Source organism: Pseudoalteromonas sp. SR43-5 (assembly GCF_014163835.1).
Classification (GTDB): Bacteria; Pseudomonadota; Gammaproteobacteria; order Enterobacterales; family Alteromonadaceae; genus Pseudoalteromonas; species Pseudoalteromonas distincta.
Genome location: NZ_JACJEA010000053.1, coordinates 1 through 17,468, shown reverse-complemented (window position 1 = coordinate 17,468; position 17,468 = coordinate 1). Strand labels below are relative to the sequence as shown.

The window sequence follows — 17,468 nt, the reverse complement described above, 5'->3', positions numbered from 1 at the left end:
AACTACTAAAATTAGCTAGTCAGCTAAGAACTCTTTAAATACGGTTTCAAACTTGTGTAACTTAGGCGCTATTAAAATACTACAGTAACCCTGCTGTGGGTTTTCGTTATAGTAATCTTGATGATAATGCTCTGCTGGATAATACGTAGTGGCAGGGCTGACTTCTGTCACAATTGGCTCAGCGACATGGCTTTGCAGTTGAGCTATCATTTCGTTGGTTTGCTTAAGTTGAGCTTCATCGTGATAGTAAACCACACTTCTATATTGTGTGCCTATATCGTTACCTTGGCGATTCAATTGTGTTGCATCATGCAGTGTGAAAAACATTGCTAAGAGTGTTTCAAAGCTAACTACAGTCGCGTCAAATTCAATTTTAACAACCTCAGCGTGACCGGTTGTGCCTGAGCATACAGAATCATATGTTGGGTTATTTGTTTCACCGCCGGTGTAGCCAGAGCTTACGGTTAGTACGCCATTTACACGTCTAAATGCAGCATCTATACACCAAAAACAGCCGCCACCAAATGTTGCTACTTGCGTTGTTGAGCTCATAAGTATTCCTAAAATGTATATGGGGTTTAAAGGCGAGCATAAATTGTATGCGCCGCAACAACAAGGTTACGGCGCAATTAAGAGGCTAGATCTCTTCGAAAGGTTTTTCAGCGGCTTGTTTGTCTAATTTTTGCTGTAAAAATTCAGGTGATTGAGTGTTACGTGCAAGTGCATAATATGCAGCAGGTACAACAAAAAGAGTTAGTAGGGTCGATACAATAACCCCAGTAAACACGACTACACCTATCACCATACGGCTTTCAGCGCCCGGACCTGAAGCAAGTACTAAAGGTACCGAACTCATAACCGTAGTCAGCGAGGTCATAATAATAGGGCGCAAACGCTGAGTTGCTGCTTGCAAAATAGCTTCACTAAATTCAACGCCTTTATCGCGTAGTTGGTTAGTAAATTCTACAATCAAAATACCGTTTTTAGCACTTAGCCCTATGAGCATGACAATACCTATTTGGCTGTAAATATTTAAGGTAAGTCCTGTAGCCCAAAGTCCGAACATAGCGCCCATTAAACCAAGTGGTACGGTAAGCATGATGACCAACGGATGCATAAAGCTTTCAAACTGTGCTGCCAGTACTAAAAAGGTAACAGTGAGTGCAAGTATAAATACGTAGGTCATCGCTGATGCGCCTTCGTAATAAAGCTGCGACTCGCCTTTGTAATCTACGGCGCCATCTATATCGTTTTCTTGCGCGGCTACTTCGTTTAAAAAGTTAAGCGCTTGCTCAAGCGTATAACCGTCGGCTAAGTTGGCGCTTAATGTAATTGCGCGCATACGGTTGTATCGGTTTAAGCGCGATGCGGTTGCTTCTTCTTTTAAGCTGATAAGGCTATCAAGTGGGACTAGTTCACCGCTTCGTGATTTAAGATATATATTTGAAATGTCAGTAGGGTTAGTAAAGTCTTCTTTAGTCCCTTTTAAAATTACATCGTATTCTTCACCACGGTCAATAAAGGTTGTAACACGGCGCTGGCCAAGCATTGTTTCAAGTGTACGGCCTACATCAGATACAGAAACGCCTAAATCAGCGGCCTTGTTTTTATCTATGCTGACTAAAAACTGCGGGAAGGTTTCTTTATAATCATGATCGATTCTTACTAAACCTGGGTTTTGTTCAGCACGCTTAATTATACGGTCACGCCAATCGGCAAGTTGTGCATAATCATTACCTTGCAATACAAACTCAATAGGGCGAGATGAACCACCACCGCCAATACCACGGCGCATAATGGCAAATGCACGAACATCGGTAACTTCTTGCATTTTACCGCTTATTTCGTCCATTACTTCCCATGTTGAGCGTTTGCGTTTATCCCAATCGGCCATACCAACAATAGCAACACCGCCGCTGCCACCCCAGCCAGGTACTCGAACAAGTACGCGACTTAGCTCACCTGCTTGCGAGTAAGGCATTAAGCGTTCTTCAATTTTAGCCATATTAGCGGCATTATTTTCATAACTTGCGCCCTCAGGGCCGCTCATCATAATAAAGAACGTGCCACGGTCTTCTTTTGGCGTTAGCTCAGAGGGGACTTGTAAAAACAACGAGTAACTAACAAAGCCCGCTAATAATAGGCTCACCATTAAACCCCATTTACGGGTTATGTTGGTGGAGAGTGAATTACGGTAACTTACTTCAATTTTAGTAAACTGGCGGTCCATCCATTGGCTAAATTTATTTGGTTTGTCTGATACTTTAAGTACTTTAGAACACAAGGCTGGTGCGAGAGTCAGCGCTGTAACACTTGAGAAAAATACGGCAGCACTTACCGCCATTGCAAACTCAGTAAATAATGCCCCTATACGGCCATCCATAAACACCAATGGCACAAACACCGATATTAGTACAAGCGTGGTTGCGACAATGGCAAAACCAACTTCACGCGCACCTCTATATGCAGCTAGTAATGGCGGCTCACCCAGTTCAATACGACGGTGAATGTTTTCAAGCATTACAATGGCATCATCTACTACTAAACCAATAGCCAGTACTAAGGCAAGTAAAGTTAGTAAGTTGATTGAGTAGCCCATTGCTAATAAAAACATAAAGCTACCAACAAGTGCGACCGGTACGGTAACCGCAGGAATAAGCGTTGCTCGTATATTGCCTAAAAACAAAAATATAACGAGTACGACTAAACCCATAGAGATGGCAAGTGTGCTGTAAACTTCACTAATTGATTCTTTAATAAATACAGACGAATCGTAGCTGTCTTGAATTGTGGTGCCTTCAGGTAGGTTACGTTTGATTTTTTCAAGTTCACTGCGTGCGTTATCTACTACGGTAAGCGTGTTTGCTTTAGCTTGTTTTACAATTCCTAGGCCAATCATGTTGCGCCCGTTACCACGAAATAAGCTTTCGTCATCGGCAGCTTCTAATTTTACGTCGGCAACTTCACCTAAACGCACTAAATAACCTTCTTCACCACGTTTAATAACAAGGTTTTTAAAATCGCGCTGATCTTTATAACTACGTGCGGTACGCACGGTAAAGTCGCGATCTATTGATTCTATTTCGCCGGCAGGTAATTCAACGTTTTCTGTACGCAGTGTATTTTCAATATCGCTCGAGGTAATGCCACGTGCAGCCATTGCTTGGCGGTTTAGCCAAATTTTCATGGCGTATTGGCGCTCACCACCAATACGCACGTTAGATACACCATCTACAACGGCTAAACGGTCAACGATAAAGCGCTGTGCGTAATCAGAGAGCTGTAACGAGTCCATTGTTTCGCTGTTTAATACAAACCATGCGATTGGGCTTTCATCACTATTTGACTTAGACACTTCTGGTGGGCGTACCTGATCGGGTAAACTATCAAGTGCACGTGCTACACGTTCGCGTACATCGTTAGATGCGGCATCTATATCGCGGTTAATATCAAACTCAATGGTAATGTTTGAACGCCCATTACGACTAGATGAGTTTATACTTTTAATGCCTTCAATACCGGAAATTCGATTTTCTATTATTTGCGTTATTTTTGTTTCTATAATTTCGGCAGAAGCACCTGTGTATTCAGTGCTGATATTTACTATTGGTGTTTCAATATCAGGGTACTCACGAAGTGGCAGCATAGTAAATGCAACCAGACCAAAAGTAAGAAGCAGTAAATTAATTACTATGGCAAAAACGGGGCGTTTAACGCTAGTATCAGTAATTTTCACGTATTACCCCTTTACGCTTACTTTACTACCAGAGCGAATTTTTATTAGCCCTTCAGTAACAATTTGCTCGCCATCATTTAAACCTTCATCGATAGCAACCCAGCCATTATTTCTGCCAGCAACATGCACTTCAACCTTATTGGCTACTCCGTCTTGAATTTGAAAAACAAAGTGTTTGTCTTGTAAAGGGATAACCGCTTTTTCTGGCACCATTAAAGCTTGGTTACTGCTTAGCTCAAGTGCTGTATTTAGTAACATACCAGGGCGAAGTAATCCTGATTTATTAGCAAAACTTGCAGTTACTTCAACACTGCGTGTTACCGAATCAATACGCGAGCTAATATGCGTTACCTTGCCGTTAAATGTCTGCCCTGGGTAGGCATCGTTTTGGGTAAGTACTTTCATACCTATGTTTAATTGTGCTAAATATTTTTCAGGTACTTTGAAGTCAACTTTAATAATACTAATATCATCAAGTGTGGTGATTATTGTTGTGTTGCTTACGTAGGCGCCAACTGATATTTCACGCTTACCTAACAGGCCTGAAAATGGCGCGGTAATAGTCATTTCATTTAACTTTGTTTTAGCGCTTTCTAGTTGAGCTTCAGTGGCATCAACACGAGATAATTGTTCTTCAAGTAATGACTTTGCCGTTGATTGCGAGCGTGAAAGTTCGGTAAGGCGATCTAACTGGCGTTTTTCCTCACGTAAGTTAATACCGAGTTCTTTAACTGCAAGTTGCTCTTGTTGGCTTTGTAACTGTACTAATTTTTGTCCTTTACTGACTAAGTCGCCATCTTTAAAATATATATCTGTGACATAATCGTTTTGCGCACTTTTTATATAAATAGCTTGGTTTGCACGTGCACTACCGATGGCCTCTATCATCACTGCGTTTTCCTCAGAGGTAACAGTATGAGCCGTTACTTGGGTAGACATTTGTGATGAATCGGCTTGTTCGCCGTGGCTAGCGGGTAAATATAAATAAACGCTAAATATTAGAAGTAACGTAATAATAAATGGAAAAAGTGCTTTACCTGATTGTCTTGAGTACATTGATTTCATACCTGAAAATGAATTGTAAGTATTGTACGAAATAAGACCGTGAAAAGACGGTTATGTATCTCATAAATTTGTGCGTTAAGCGTAAAAGTAAATAAGATTTATTCATTGTTCCTATTTTGTTGAGGAAAAAGCGGTAATGTATGAAATTTAAAACTAGCTGTAACTTATGTATAACAACAAGAAAGGTCATAATTTGGGGCATTATTATGTTTGTTTTTTATATGGTGTTTTACCAATATGGATAAATCTGACAATGTCATTAAGTTTCGGGCACAGGGCGCGCGAAACGCAATTGAGGCGATTGTTGTAGGTGCTATAGGCTTAGTCTTTATTATGTTATTTAATTTACTGAGGCCGGGTGAGATTAGCATACTTGAAATATTTTTAGTGAGCTTGTGCCTTGTGGCTATTTTTATTGGATTTTTAAAATCTCAAGAACCATACCATAGCCTTATATTAAGCGAATCTGAGCTCGTTTATTGCCACAAGTACGGAGCTTGGTGTATGCCTCATAGTAACTTTCATCACAGTGGAATACCCAAAGTAGAAGATGGCTTTGACTATTTAGAATTAAATGCGGTTGGCGTTAAGGTAAATGATATAGACGACTTTTTATCAAGCATAGCGCCTAGAATTGCAGGGAAATTATTAATAGAGCAGCGTAATTTATTTATGCAAGTCGTTCAAAAACATTGCAAAAATGGCAATTGCCCATCAGAATGGTTAATAGAAGATACACATTACACATCCCATAAAGGGATAAGCTATACTGGGCTTATAGCCATGTTTGCTAATAGAACTAAGCACCTTCAGCAGCTAACAGGTTACGATTTATTATTGCCTGCCAGCGTGTTAGATAGAGATATTTGGGCATTTAGTGCTAACTTAAATAAGTGGAAGCGCGAGCCTAGTCAGTTTATAGCGTCGCAGCTTAGTAATTAAGCTACGACTGTAGGAAAGAAAAATGAGTCAAGAGAGAGCCTTTTTAAAAAGTGGTCGAAACACCATAATACATAAAGATAAAAAGCATGATTTAGTGATTGTAAACTCTGAAATTCATCCTCGAATTAAAGTAACGCAACATGGTCTGGAGCCATTTAAAGAAGAATTACCTAAAAACCGCCGTGATGCAAAAGAGCGTTATTTAGAAATGGTTTATGTAAGTAGCGCTGATGTATTTGGCGAAGAAAAGCAGTTGCTGTTTATTCAAGCTCTAGACGGGCGTGAATACAAAATAGATTACAGTAAAATCGGTACGAAGTTGTTTGTACGTATTCATCAAGACACATATATGTAGTACTTTAATGGCATCTTTATTGCTAGTGATTACACTATAGTAATTATTTGACATAATAAGGTGCTGCGTATGAAAGCGTTTGCTTTAATCCCCCTCATTTCTTGTAGTTTACTGAGTGCGTGTGGAGGCGGTGGCGGTGATAGCGATAATACAGTTGTTGAAACGTCTGTTAATGCTGGAGCCGATTTACAAATTATCGAAAAATCTGAATTTACCATCACAGCACAAGGTTCCCCCGCTGATGGTACGTTTTCATGGCAACAAGTTAGTGGCCCAAGCATAGAAGGTTTCCCCCTTGAAGGCGCTGAGCAAACACTTACTGCACCTGACGTAAAAACTGATAGTGAAATAATATTAAGAGTGAGCTATCAAAGTACAGGTAGTAGCGCTGTTAGTGACGACATTTCTATTTCAGTGAGCTCTAATAACCAACTACCTCTTGCTGTTGTTACACAAACATCTCCTGAAACACTTCCCTCTGTATACAAAGATACAGTGACTTTGAGTGCCCTAGAGTCGAGCGATCCTGATGATAATGGCCAAATTGATAGTTATTTGTGGCAATTGCTATCGGGTCCTGATTTAGATATTGAGAGTTTTAATGAATCAACTCTTAGTTTTTCTCATCCATTACTTGAAAGTAACGTGAATTTATCTTGGCAGCTAACTGTCACTGATGATGAAGGTGGCGAGGCGAGCACTCAATATTCAATGACACTCAACAAAACAAATGAGTTAGTGGATGCAAATGCAGGCGCTGATCAAAATGTCGAAGAGTTTGAGCAAGTAACGCTTGATGCTACAAATAGCGAAACAGTTACCGATACCTATAAGTGTGAATGGCAACAACTTACCGGTAATAGCGAAACATTAAGCAATAGCGACCAATGTACAACGACATTTTTTGCCTCAGATGTTGATACTGAGTCTACATTGAGCTTTGAAGTCACGGTAACCGACTCAAAAGGACGCACAGATACAGACTCCTTATTTGTTGATGTATCACCCAAAGCACTTGGATTCATCAACGATAGTGGTGTTGGTGAGTGTTATAACAATACTCAACGTATTAATTGTGAGAGTGATGACTTTCCAGCGCAAGATGCAGAGCTTGGACGCGATAGCTATGCAAACCGCTTAGATAAAGTTGGCAAAGGTAATTTAGCGTTTGATTACACTAAACTTAATCAGTTTGCTGATGAAGTTGGTGATGATAGTAGTGACTTTACCTGTATACGCGATAATGTTACTGGGCTTGTATGGGAGGTGAAAAGTGTGGCATCTGGCACGGTACCAAATACTTCGCTACGTGATGGTAAAAATCATTACTTTTGGGATGTAGGGAATACGACTTTTACCGATACCAGTACAGCCAATTCAACGTGTCCGGACAATACAAGTTGTGGAGTACAAAGTTATATAAACGAAGTTAATGATTTAGATTTTTGTGGTGGTACTAACTGGCGATTACCTACTTATACAGAGCTTTTGGGCTTAATTGATTACGGTAAACAAGGGCAAAGCATATTAATTGATGAGGCATTTTTTCCTAATATGCCAAGTGAAAGTGCATTAAGCCATTTACGTTACTGGACCTCACAAACAGCAGCTGATGGTACCAGTTTATCTCAAGCGTATATCATTGATATGAGTGATGGTAACGACCTTGCTTATCCAAAAGAAAATACTGCTTATGTACGTTTAGTTAGAAGTCGTTAGGAGAAAATAATGAAATTTAAATTACTCTATGCACTAGCAACTATAAGTTTGAGCTTTAATATTGCAGCGGCGCAAACGTGCTACGACGGTGCAGATACCACAACACCGACAGATAGATTTACCATAAATGCAGATGGCACAGTGTCTGATAGTGAAACAGGCCTTATGTGGCAACGCTGTAGTTATGGGCAAACTTATAATACAGAGACACAACTTTGTGAAGGTTCAACACCTTCTCTTACTTGGCAAGAGGCACTACGCGGTGCTAAAAATGATACAACCGCAGATTACGATGATTGGCAAATGCCTAACATTAAAGAATTGGCGAGTATTTTAGAGCACAGTTGCACAGAGCCGAGTATTAATGAAGACGTATTTTTGGGCACTAAGCTTCAAAACTATTGGTCAAATACATCGGGTGTAAGCACAATGAGCTCAGCGTGGGTTTATCAATTTGATAGTGGGTTGAATAGCTTACATGCTAAAACCAGTAATGTGTATTTACGGTTAATGCGCTACGAAGAGTAAAATGCATACTAAGATTAGACAGACAAAAGTGCAGCCTTAAAACAGCTGCACTTTTTTTGTTTTACATAAATTTACGTTATTTCAATAATAAAGCGCTTACAACGTTGTCACTCAGCGCATTTTTTTGCCATTATAGGCCGTGATTTAATTACGAAGGAACATCACGGTGTATTTAAGCTATTTTGGCCTGAACGAAAAACCTTTTTCGATCTCGCCCAACCCTCATTACTTATTTTTAAGTGAACGACATAAAGAAGCCTTAGCACACCTTACCTATGGATTAGGTGAAGACGGTGGTTTTGTATTATTAACAGGTGAAGTAGGTACAGGTAAAACAACAATTACCCGCAGTATGTTAGAGCAGCTTCCTGAAAACACTCAAGTAGCGATGATCCATAATCCAGCGCTTTCAGAGCTGGAGTTATTAGCCAGTATTTGTGATGAGCTCAACATTAGTTACGATGTTCATAATGCGACGCTTAAAAGTCTTACCGATATTATAAAAAAGCATTTAGAGACTAATAATAAATCGGGCGGGCACACTATACTTATTATTGACGAAGCACAATTACTTGCCCCTAACGTGCTTGAGCAATTACGTTTGCTGACAAATATAGAAACCGATCATAAAAAATTATTACAAATAGTATTGGTTGGTCAACCAGAGCTGCAAGACCTTTTGAAGCGCAACGAATTAAGGCAACTAGCTCAGAGGATAACGGCTCGTTACCATTTATTACCACTTACGCAAGGCCAAACTGTCGCTTACATAAAGCATCGGTTACATATTGCAGGGTGTGATAAAGGAATCTTTTCTATGGATGCCATGCAAGCTGTTCATCAATTAACTGGCGGTGTGCCACGATTAATGAACTTGGTATGTGAGCGTGCTTTAGTTGGGACTTTTGCAAAGCAGCAGTTGATAGTTGATAGCGATATAATAAAAAAATCAGCCCATGAGTCATTACCCATGGATTTTGTAGCACCGGTTAACGAAGCTAACAAAGCAACGTCATTTGTACCCTATAGCCTTGCATTCGCTGCTTTATTTGCCGTAGGCATTGGGCTTTCATTTATTTTATAGTTAGGTAAGTTATGTCTTATTTATTAGATGCGCTAAAGCAGTCGCAGCAATCAGATATGAGTGCTGAACAGTACGACTTACAATCTGAGCAGTTAAAGCAACAGCAAGCACTTAAGCGTTATAGACGATTAGCATTAGTATTTGGTACAAGCTTAGCTGCTTTTATTGCGGTAGCGGGTGGCTTTACCGCCGGAAAGTGGTTTCAAAGTACGACTTTATTAAACGCAGCGGAACCCGCTGTAATTAAGGTGGTGGAAAGCGAAAAATCATCGCCTAACAAAGAAGTTAAAGAGGAAGGTGCTGAAACTGAATCTGAAAAACAGCAAGTAGCTAAGTTGGAGCCTGCTAAAGTAGCTCCAACAAATACTGCAAAGATTGAAGGGCAACTTGTACATGTGCAAACCCCCAATGGTGTACAGCAAATGTTATTAACCCCAAATGGTCAGTATATTCCTATGCCGTCGAGCCAGGTCACGAGCGCAGCAGGTTATAATCAGCAAAACATGCAACAAGTAATGCCTGTTCAAAATTATAATCAGCCAGCGTTTAACCCACAAAGTAATTACAATCCAAATAATGCACAAAACACTGCGGTATTTGGGCAAAATCAAAATACCGCATCGGCTCAACTTGATATGAGTAAATATAAAGTATTGGGTAAGCCAATTAATGGCAGCACCCAATCTCAACAGACGAGTGACCCTGAGCTTGATGCTGTGCCTACAACTCTTAAAAATGCATTTGCGCAAGCTATACAAGATGTCGAAAAAAACCAAGATTATGAAGTTACTCAAGCGTCAAAAACGTCATCACGTGTTGAGCCTGTTGAGTTATTACCTGATGGTTTGCAATCAATGTTACCTAGTATTAAATATCAAGCGCATATATATTCATCGAGTGCTGATAAACGTTGGATCAAGCTAAATGGCCGAGAATTACACGAAGGAGAAAGCATAGGAGCTCTAACAGTCACAGAAATTACACCTGAGCAAAGTGTGCTAGATTTTGATGGTTATGAGTTTAGCTTAAAAGCTTTGCAAGACTGGCCGCAGTAAGCGCTTAGTTATCATGTTGAGAGCTCGGTAGAATATTGAGCTCTCAATAGTGCTTAGGATAATATTGAATTTTTATAAAAGCGTTCTAAATCAATGTTATATTCTTTAGGTTTAATCGCTGACTCAAGAGTGTCTACAGTTTTTTTATTAGATAAATCAATATCTTTTACTTCGGTGTAGCGGCTATGCTTAGCGCTGTAAAATGTTTTAACGACAGGTTTTAGTGGTGCCCCCGGATTACTCTCGGTGACCAAACCGACTCTTTGGCTCGATAACCTTACAAGCGTTCCTACCGGATGGATGCCAATACATTGAATAAATTTATTAAGCAGCACAGGATCAAAGCTATCAGGGCACCCGTCTTTTAATATTTTAAACGCCTTTATTGGCTCCATGCCTGCTTTATAAACACGTTCTGCGGTAAGTGCATCATAAACATCTACAATTGACGCCATACGCACATACTGACTTATCTCGTCACCTTTTTTACCAAACGGGTAGCCTTTACCATCGAGTCTTTCGTGGTGCATACCTGCAATATCTACCGCGATTCCTGTTAAGCCAGAGTCTTCTAATATCTCTTTACTGAAAAGCGAATGCATTTTCATTATTTTAAATTCGTCGTCTGTAAAGCGGCCAGGTTTGTTTAGCACTTCATCAGGGATTTTTATTTTACCAATGTCGTGTAATAGTGCGCCGGTAGTCAGCTCAACAATAGTGTCTTTCTCTATATTTAAGTGTTTTGCAAAAATACCCATTAATATTGATACATTAATTGAGTGCTCAAGTAGGTAGGCATCTTTTTGGCGCATTTGGGTAAGGCAGGCTAGGGCATCTTGATTTCTAAAAACAGAATCCATAAAGCCACTTGCCAGTTCTCTAAACGGCCCTATATCTATATCACGGCCAGCTTTTATATCTTTAAATGCTTTTATTTGCAGTGTTTTTGCTTCGTCATAAAGCTTTTTTGCTTTTCCCATTTCTTGCTCAGCGCTGTTTATTTTTTGCCAGGGATTACGCTTTATTTTTGTTGTAGGTGTAGCGATAGGATCTTTTTCAGGGACTGAATCAATGAGGGTTTTATCTGGGTCAATTTCTACTTCTAAAATACCTGCTTTTATCAGGTTATTAATACCAGCTTGAGTTTTAACCCAGCCTTGGTTTTTAATTTTAATACTGCCAGTTTGTTTGGTAACGCTTTGCACAAACATACCTGGGACTAACTTAGTAATAGGAATGGTTTTCAATTTTACGGCTTCAGTTATTAATCTACTTTTAAACTAACAAACTTATACGTAACGACCAAATAAAAAAGGCACTTTACAGTGCCTTATTTTATTTTTTAGTAAAAAAGCATTAGCTTAATTATTCATCATCTTCAACAAGCGTCATTAGCGAGGTATTACCGCCTGATGCTGTTGTATCAATACTAATTGTTTTTTCAGTAATTAAGCGCTTGATTAATGTATCGTAATACTCAGAGCTAATTACCGGTAAAATTGCGCCTTTACGCTGTGCAAGCTGTTGGCTAAAGTAGCCTAAACGAGACGAGCGAGCAGCAACTACCGCACCAGCTAAATGAGGGTGAGCCAAGATAGCTTGTAACTGATTAGGTTTAGCTACTTGGAAAACACCTTCAGCAACACCTGTAGAGATAAATTTATCTTTAAAGGCAACAGCTTCATCGTAAAACAGCTCAGACGCTACAGTAATTACCGTATTACCTGCGGCAATAGCGGTAATGATAGACAATGCCCAGAAGTTAAATGATGTGCTCTTATCTGCATAACACACTACACAACCACGCGCTTCTAGATGAAGTGTATTAGATTCACCCGTTGGCCCTGGCAGGGTAGTAAATTTACGCATGTGCTTTTCAAGGCGGTTAAGCTGTGCACGAGCTTCTGATAATGTTAATGCTAAATCGTCTGCTAAATCGTCGATAATTTCTACCGTCGCGATTTTAGCAAGCAACTGACGCACAGCCGAAACACGGTCGTTTAGTGGTGTTGCACGCCAGATTTTTTCATCGCGCATTGAGTTAGCCATTAGCTTTTTAACTTGCTCATTTGCACCGCTGTAGTGGTGTAAATCAAGCTCATCTGGCGTCAGGTTTGTCATTTGCACGTTATCTGGTGATGCTTTTTCTTTTACTAAACGTTGAAGGTAGTTAGGGCCACCGGCTTTAGGGCCAGTACCTGATAAACCACGGCCACCAAATGGTTGCACACCAACAATAGCACCAATCATGTTTCGGTTAATGTAAACATTACCCGCACGTGACATTTTAGCAAGGTACTCACAGCGCTCTTCAATACGTGAATGTACACCCATTGTTAAGCCATAACCTGTGTTGTTAATTTGATCCATCACATCATCAAGTTCGCTCGATTTAAAGCGAACAATATGAACACATGGGCCAAATACTTCACGCTTAAGTACTGATAAATCTTTGATTTCGTATAAGCGAGGTGCAAAAAAGTATGCGCCATTTTGCGTGTTATCCGGAATTTTACACTCGTAATGAAGTATAGAATTACCTTTTAAGTACTCAACGTGCTCGTTTAAGTTTTTAAGTGCTTTTTCATCAATTACCGGACCAACATCAGTTGATAGTAACGATGGGTCGCCAATGTGTAGCTCAGCTAGGGCACCTTTAAGCATTTCGATAATGCCATCTGCTACGTCATCTTGAATGAATAAAACACGAAGAGCAGAACAACGTTGGCCAGCACTTTGAAAACCAGAACTGATCACATCGTCAACTACTTGCTCAGGAAGCGCCGTTGAGTCAACAATCATACAGTTTTGGCCACCTGTTTCTGCAATTAACGGTACTTGAATATCGTTACGTGCAGCAAGTGTTTGAGAAATTAATGTGCCTGTTTCAGTAGAGCCTGTAAACATAACCGCTTGAATGCGCTCATCAGGAACAATTGTTTTGCCTACTTCTGAACCACGAGCAATAACCGGTTGAACAACATGCTCAGGTAAACCAACAGACAACATTAGTTCAATAGCACGAAGGGCGATTAAACTTGTTTGCTCAGCAGGCTTTGCAATTACAGTGTTACCTGTAACAATCGCAGCGGCAACTTGGCCTAAGAATATTGCAAGCGGGAAGTTCCACGGGCTAATACATAAAATAACGCCACGGGCTTCAAAACGCTCATCTTGCGATAGCTCCTCAGCGCGCGCCGCGTAGTAACGGCAAAAATCAACCGCTTCACGTACTTCATCAATACCATCTTGCGCTACTTTACCTGCTTCTTTAATACAGATAGCAACAAGTTCGTCGTGATGACGCTCTAAGATATCAGCAACTCGACGCAGTAAGTTAGCTCGCTCTCTTACTGGTGTTTGTGACCATGACTCAAGTGCAGCTTCAGCGTTAGCCAGTAATACTTTCATCTCTTCGCCAGTTTGCAATTTAACGTGGCCAATGATTTCTTTGTGATTTGCTGGGTTTTTAACAGCTAATGAGCCTTCAGGTACTTGGCTTTGCTCAATTAAGTGCTCGTTAAACCATGTTTCAAGATTCTCTTTGAAAGGGGTAATAACGTTAATGTCGGTTAAATCCATGCCTTTAGAGTTAGCACGTTCTTCACCGTATAAATCAATTGGCATTTTGATTTGCGTATTGTACTTGTTACGCAAGCCTTGCAATGTTTCTACAGGGTCTGGTAGTAGTGATTCAACAGGTTTTGTTGTATCAACAATTGCGTTTACAAATGATGAGTTAGCACCATTTTCTAACAAACGACGAACGAGGTACGCAAGGAGGTCTTCGTGTTGACCAACTGGGGCATACACGCGGCATTGAATTTTTTCTTCGTTAACGATTTGGTCGAATAATGACTCACCCATACCGTGCAAACGTTGAAATTCGAAACCTGTGTTGTCGCCTTTGGCTACTTCTAAAATAGTTGCGGCAGTGTAAGCGTTATGTGTAGCAAATTGCGGATAAAGCACATCGCGCGCTTCAAGCATTTTAATAGCACACGCTTTGTAAGAAACGTCTGTTGTTGCTTTACGGGTAAATACTGGGTAGTGATCTAAACCATCTTGCTGTGTGGTTTTGATTTCAGTATCCCAGTATGCGCCTTTAACTAGACGTACCATCATTTTGCGACCAACGCGGGTTGCAAGGTCAGTAAGCCATTCAATTACAAAAATAGCACGTTTTTGATACGCTTGAACTGCTAAGCCAAAACCTTGCCAATCACCAAGATCTTCATCACTGAATACCGCTTCAATTACATCTAATGAAATATCTAAACGGTCTGCTTCTTCTGCATCAACGGTAAAGCCGATATCGTATTTTTTAGCGGCAAGAGCAAGTTCTTTTAACTTAGGGACTATTTCTTCCATCACACGGTCTTTATGAGTGAACTCATAGCGCGGATGAATAGCAGAAAGCTTAACTGAAATACCAGGGCTCTTAATTGGACCACGACCATTAGCCGCTTTACCAATTGAGTGTATAGCATTCATGTAGCTGTCAAAGTAACGCTTCGCATCTTTCATTGTGCGCGCGCCTTCGCCTAGCATATCGTAAGAATACACATAACCTTTTTGCTCTGTTTCGGCAGCACGTTCAATTGCTTCGTCAATGGTACGACCCATTACGAATTGCTTGCCCATAATTTTCATAGCAAAGTTTACAGACTTACGAATAACTGGCTCACCTAAACGACCAATGGTCTTTTTAAGCATGCCGAACTGTTGTTCTTTAGTTTTGTCTGTGTAGTTAACCATTTTACCGGTAACTAATAATCCCCAAGAAGATGCGTTTACAAATAAAGAATCGCTGCTTCCTAAATGAGAGCTCCAATCACCTTTGGCTAATTTGTCACGAATAAGTACATCTTGAGTTGCTTTATCTGGTACGCGAAGCAGTGCTTCGGCCAAACACATTAATACAACGCCTTCTTCACTAGAGAGTGAAAATTCATTTAAAAGCGCATCAACACCGCCTTGCCCATCTTGCTCTTTACGAATGTTCAAAACAATCTGGCGGGCTCTTTCCCAGGCACGACTTCGTGCTTTTACGCCTACTTCTGCAAGCGGTAAAATATGATCAATAACTGCATTTTCATCTATGCGGTAGAAGTCACGGATTCTTTGTCTGATAGGACAAGTAGTAGTTAAATCGCCGTTGAATAACATAAGCAACCCTCAGGATGTTAAGAATTAAAGTAAAATTAATTACCAATAAATTACCAGTGATATTGTGAGTGCATTCTAATTAAAATTCAGCAGAATATGCTGGTTAAATTTCGCGATTTACGATAATTTACAGGGTATAAATTTAACTTATCCGCATAAAATTCTGTTATGACAATTCCAAATAGATTACGCATGCTAGATCGCATTGATTTAGCCATACTAGACGTTCTTCAAAAGAACGGCAGAATTTCTAATGTTAACCTCGCAAAACAGGTTAATTTGAGTGCCAGCCCGTGCCTAGATCGGGTTAAACGATTAGAGCAAGAAGGGTATATTGAAGGCTATTATGCCAAGCTTAGCGAAGCTAAACTTAATCAGAGCTTAGTAGCGCATGTTCAAGTATCGCTTGTTGCTTCAAATACAGCTGTATTTAAAGTATTTAGAGAGCACATATTAAGGATAGAACAAGTAGTCGAATGTGACATGGTTGCTGGTGGTTATGATTACTTATTAAAAATTCGCGTTTCTAATATGGAAGAATATAGACAAGTTCTTGGCGACTTAGTAGATATTCCCGGCGTGGGTACTCATCATACTTATATGGTGATCGAAAAGATTAAAAAGGATGAAGGATTGTTAATCGATATTTAAGCTTTTCTCAAGTCATAAAAAAACCGCAATTGCGGTTTTTTTATTTTAGTAGATAAATGCTATACCAAATAGTTAGTACATCACCTTATACATAATTTATTACGACCTTCCGACTTCGCTCTGTATAAGGCAGTATCCGCCGCGCATATTAATGCCTCAGATGTTCTGTATTGATTATTGTATTCACACGCTAAACCCTGACTTACACTTATTTTTACATTCGCTGGTAAACCGAGATCTCTAAAATTAATGTTGAGTATTTTTTCTTGAATACGCTTAGCAATCATTTGTGCATTTGAAATGTGCGAACGAGGCAGCACAACAGCAAACTCCTCACCACCATAGCGTGCTACTAAACTGTCTTTAGATGGTAAGCACTCTTCAATTGTACGAGCGACTTTTTGAAGGCACTTATCACCTTTTACATGGCCAAAGTTATCGTTAAATAATTTAAAGTAATCAATATCAATAAGTATAAAGCTAAGAGGCTGCTTGTTAACTATGCACTCTTGCCAATTTTTAATGATGGTTTTTTCTAAAGTACAGCGATTAGCAATACCAGTGAGATGATCAAGTCTGGCTACGTTTTCCAGTACTTTGTATTTTTTAACGTGCTTTGAAATATCATGCATTATACAAATAAAAAGTGGGGTACTTGCGACTACCGATTCGGGTAAACATGATATAGATAACTCAACATCTAAACAGTTACCATTGTTTTTTCTTATTTTAACTTCTTTCGGACCATGATTGAGTGGTGTTTGATAGTTGTTTTTCCAACTTTCAAACATGTATTTATAGTCATCGCGATACTGTTCTTGTAAACAATCTTGCCATTTTTTACCTATTAATGAATCAGACGTTACATTGAAAAAACGTGCTGCTACGGGATTGACTGATTCAAACACCCCATCTGCATTAACAATAAAAATAGCATCGGCCATGACATTAGTGACATTAATAATTGCGCTTATTTTTTCATTGTTAACGGTATTAGAAATGCTGCTGATTAATGCAGATACAGCGCTGTCGGTGTTGTTTGCTTTGCTATTTTCATTATTGTTAGACATGGTGTTGCTCATTTTTATTGTTAATGAAACTTTATGTCTAGCAGTTTATTCAATTTATCGTTTTTAAACCTTTCGGTAACCTTCTGATTTAAGT

Annotated in this window: 13 protein-coding genes; 7 read left to right on the top strand and 6 right to left on the bottom strand. The window is 39.7% G+C overall.

From position 1 onward, the window contains the following. Nucleotides 1-15: 15 nt before the first annotated feature. The 3 genes from msrA to H5090_RS20040 form a co-directional block, all read right to left on the bottom strand. Nucleotides 16-552 carry a peptide-methionine (S)-S-oxide reductase MsrA gene (msrA, locus tag H5090_RS20050; protein ID WP_024595951.1) on the bottom strand — a complete coding sequence of 179 codons (537 nt, stop codon included), beginning with the start codon at nucleotides 550-552 and terminating at the stop codon, nucleotides 16-18. A gap of 85 nt (nucleotides 553-637) precedes the next feature. Further along, complete coding sequence (locus H5090_RS20045; RefSeq protein WP_182696572.1) at nucleotides 638-3,736, bottom strand: efflux RND transporter permease subunit; 3,099 nt, start codon at nucleotides 3,734-3,736, stop codon at nucleotides 638-640. 3 nt (nucleotides 3,737-3,739) lie between these two features. Continuing rightward, complete coding sequence (locus tag H5090_RS20040) at nucleotides 3,740-4,792, bottom strand: efflux RND transporter periplasmic adaptor subunit (protein ID WP_002958748.1); 1,053 nt, start codon at nucleotides 4,790-4,792, stop codon at nucleotides 3,740-3,742. A 246-nt stretch (nucleotides 4,793-5,038) separates the two neighbouring features. Between H5090_RS20040 and H5090_RS20035 the strand changes: the two genes are divergently transcribed. From H5090_RS20035 to H5090_RS20010, 6 genes are all read left to right on the top strand, one after another. After that, the gene (locus H5090_RS20035) at nucleotides 5,039-5,743 is read left to right on the top strand and encodes a DUF2982 domain-containing protein (RefSeq protein ID WP_024596874.1); all 705 of its coding nucleotides are present in this window, start codon (nucleotides 5,039-5,041) and stop codon (nucleotides 5,741-5,743) included. A gap of 22 nt (nucleotides 5,744-5,765) precedes the next feature. Continuing rightward, nucleotides 5,766-6,098: a hypothetical protein gene (locus H5090_RS20030; RefSeq protein ID WP_024596875.1), complete on the top strand. Its 333-nt coding sequence runs from the start codon at nucleotides 5,766-5,768 to the stop codon at nucleotides 6,096-6,098. A 69-nt stretch (nucleotides 6,099-6,167) separates the two neighbouring features. Then, nucleotides 6,168-7,817, top strand: coding sequence for a DUF1566 domain-containing protein (locus tag H5090_RS20025; protein ID WP_182696571.1), 1,650 nt, complete (start codon nucleotides 6,168-6,170; stop codon nucleotides 7,815-7,817). A 9-nt stretch (nucleotides 7,818-7,826) separates the two neighbouring features. Continuing rightward, complete coding sequence (locus H5090_RS20020; protein ID WP_182696570.1) at nucleotides 7,827-8,345, top strand: DUF1566 domain-containing protein; 519 nt, start codon at nucleotides 7,827-7,829, stop codon at nucleotides 8,343-8,345. A 166-nt stretch (nucleotides 8,346-8,511) separates the two neighbouring features. Next, nucleotides 8,512-9,429: an ExeA family protein gene (locus H5090_RS20015; protein WP_165744853.1), complete on the top strand. Its 918-nt coding sequence runs from the start codon at nucleotides 8,512-8,514 to the stop codon at nucleotides 9,427-9,429. 11 nt (nucleotides 9,430-9,440) lie between these two features. After that, nucleotides 9,441-10,484 (top strand): general secretion pathway protein GspB, encoded by a 1,044-nt coding sequence (locus H5090_RS20010; RefSeq protein WP_182696569.1) that lies wholly within the window; start codon nucleotides 9,441-9,443, stop codon nucleotides 10,482-10,484. 53 nt (nucleotides 10,485-10,537) lie between these two features. Here the strand turns inward: H5090_RS20010 and H5090_RS20005 are convergent, their stop codons facing one another. Both H5090_RS20005 and putA read right to left on the bottom strand, forming a co-directional pair. Continuing rightward, complete coding sequence (locus H5090_RS20005; protein WP_024604443.1) at nucleotides 10,538-11,731, bottom strand: HD-GYP domain-containing protein; 1,194 nt, start codon at nucleotides 11,729-11,731, stop codon at nucleotides 10,538-10,540. Between the two features lie 118 nt (nucleotides 11,732-11,849). Continuing rightward, nucleotides 11,850-15,653, bottom strand: a complete 3,804-nt coding sequence (putA, locus tag H5090_RS20000; protein WP_024596881.1) for a bifunctional proline dehydrogenase/L-glutamate gamma-semialdehyde dehydrogenase PutA — start codon at nucleotides 15,651-15,653, stop codon at nucleotides 11,850-11,852. Between the two features lie 168 nt (nucleotides 15,654-15,821). Between putA and H5090_RS19995 the strand changes: the two genes are divergently transcribed. Beyond that, complete coding sequence (locus H5090_RS19995; protein ID WP_024596882.1) at nucleotides 15,822-16,304, top strand: winged helix-turn-helix transcriptional regulator; 483 nt, start codon at nucleotides 15,822-15,824, stop codon at nucleotides 16,302-16,304. 80 nt (nucleotides 16,305-16,384) lie between these two features. Here H5090_RS19995 and H5090_RS19990 read toward each other — a convergent pair whose 3' ends face one another. Further along, nucleotides 16,385-17,374, bottom strand: a complete 990-nt coding sequence (locus H5090_RS19990; RefSeq protein ID WP_182696568.1) for a sensor domain-containing diguanylate cyclase — start codon at nucleotides 17,372-17,374, stop codon at nucleotides 16,385-16,387. Between the last annotated feature and the right edge of the window lie 94 nt (nucleotides 17,375-17,468).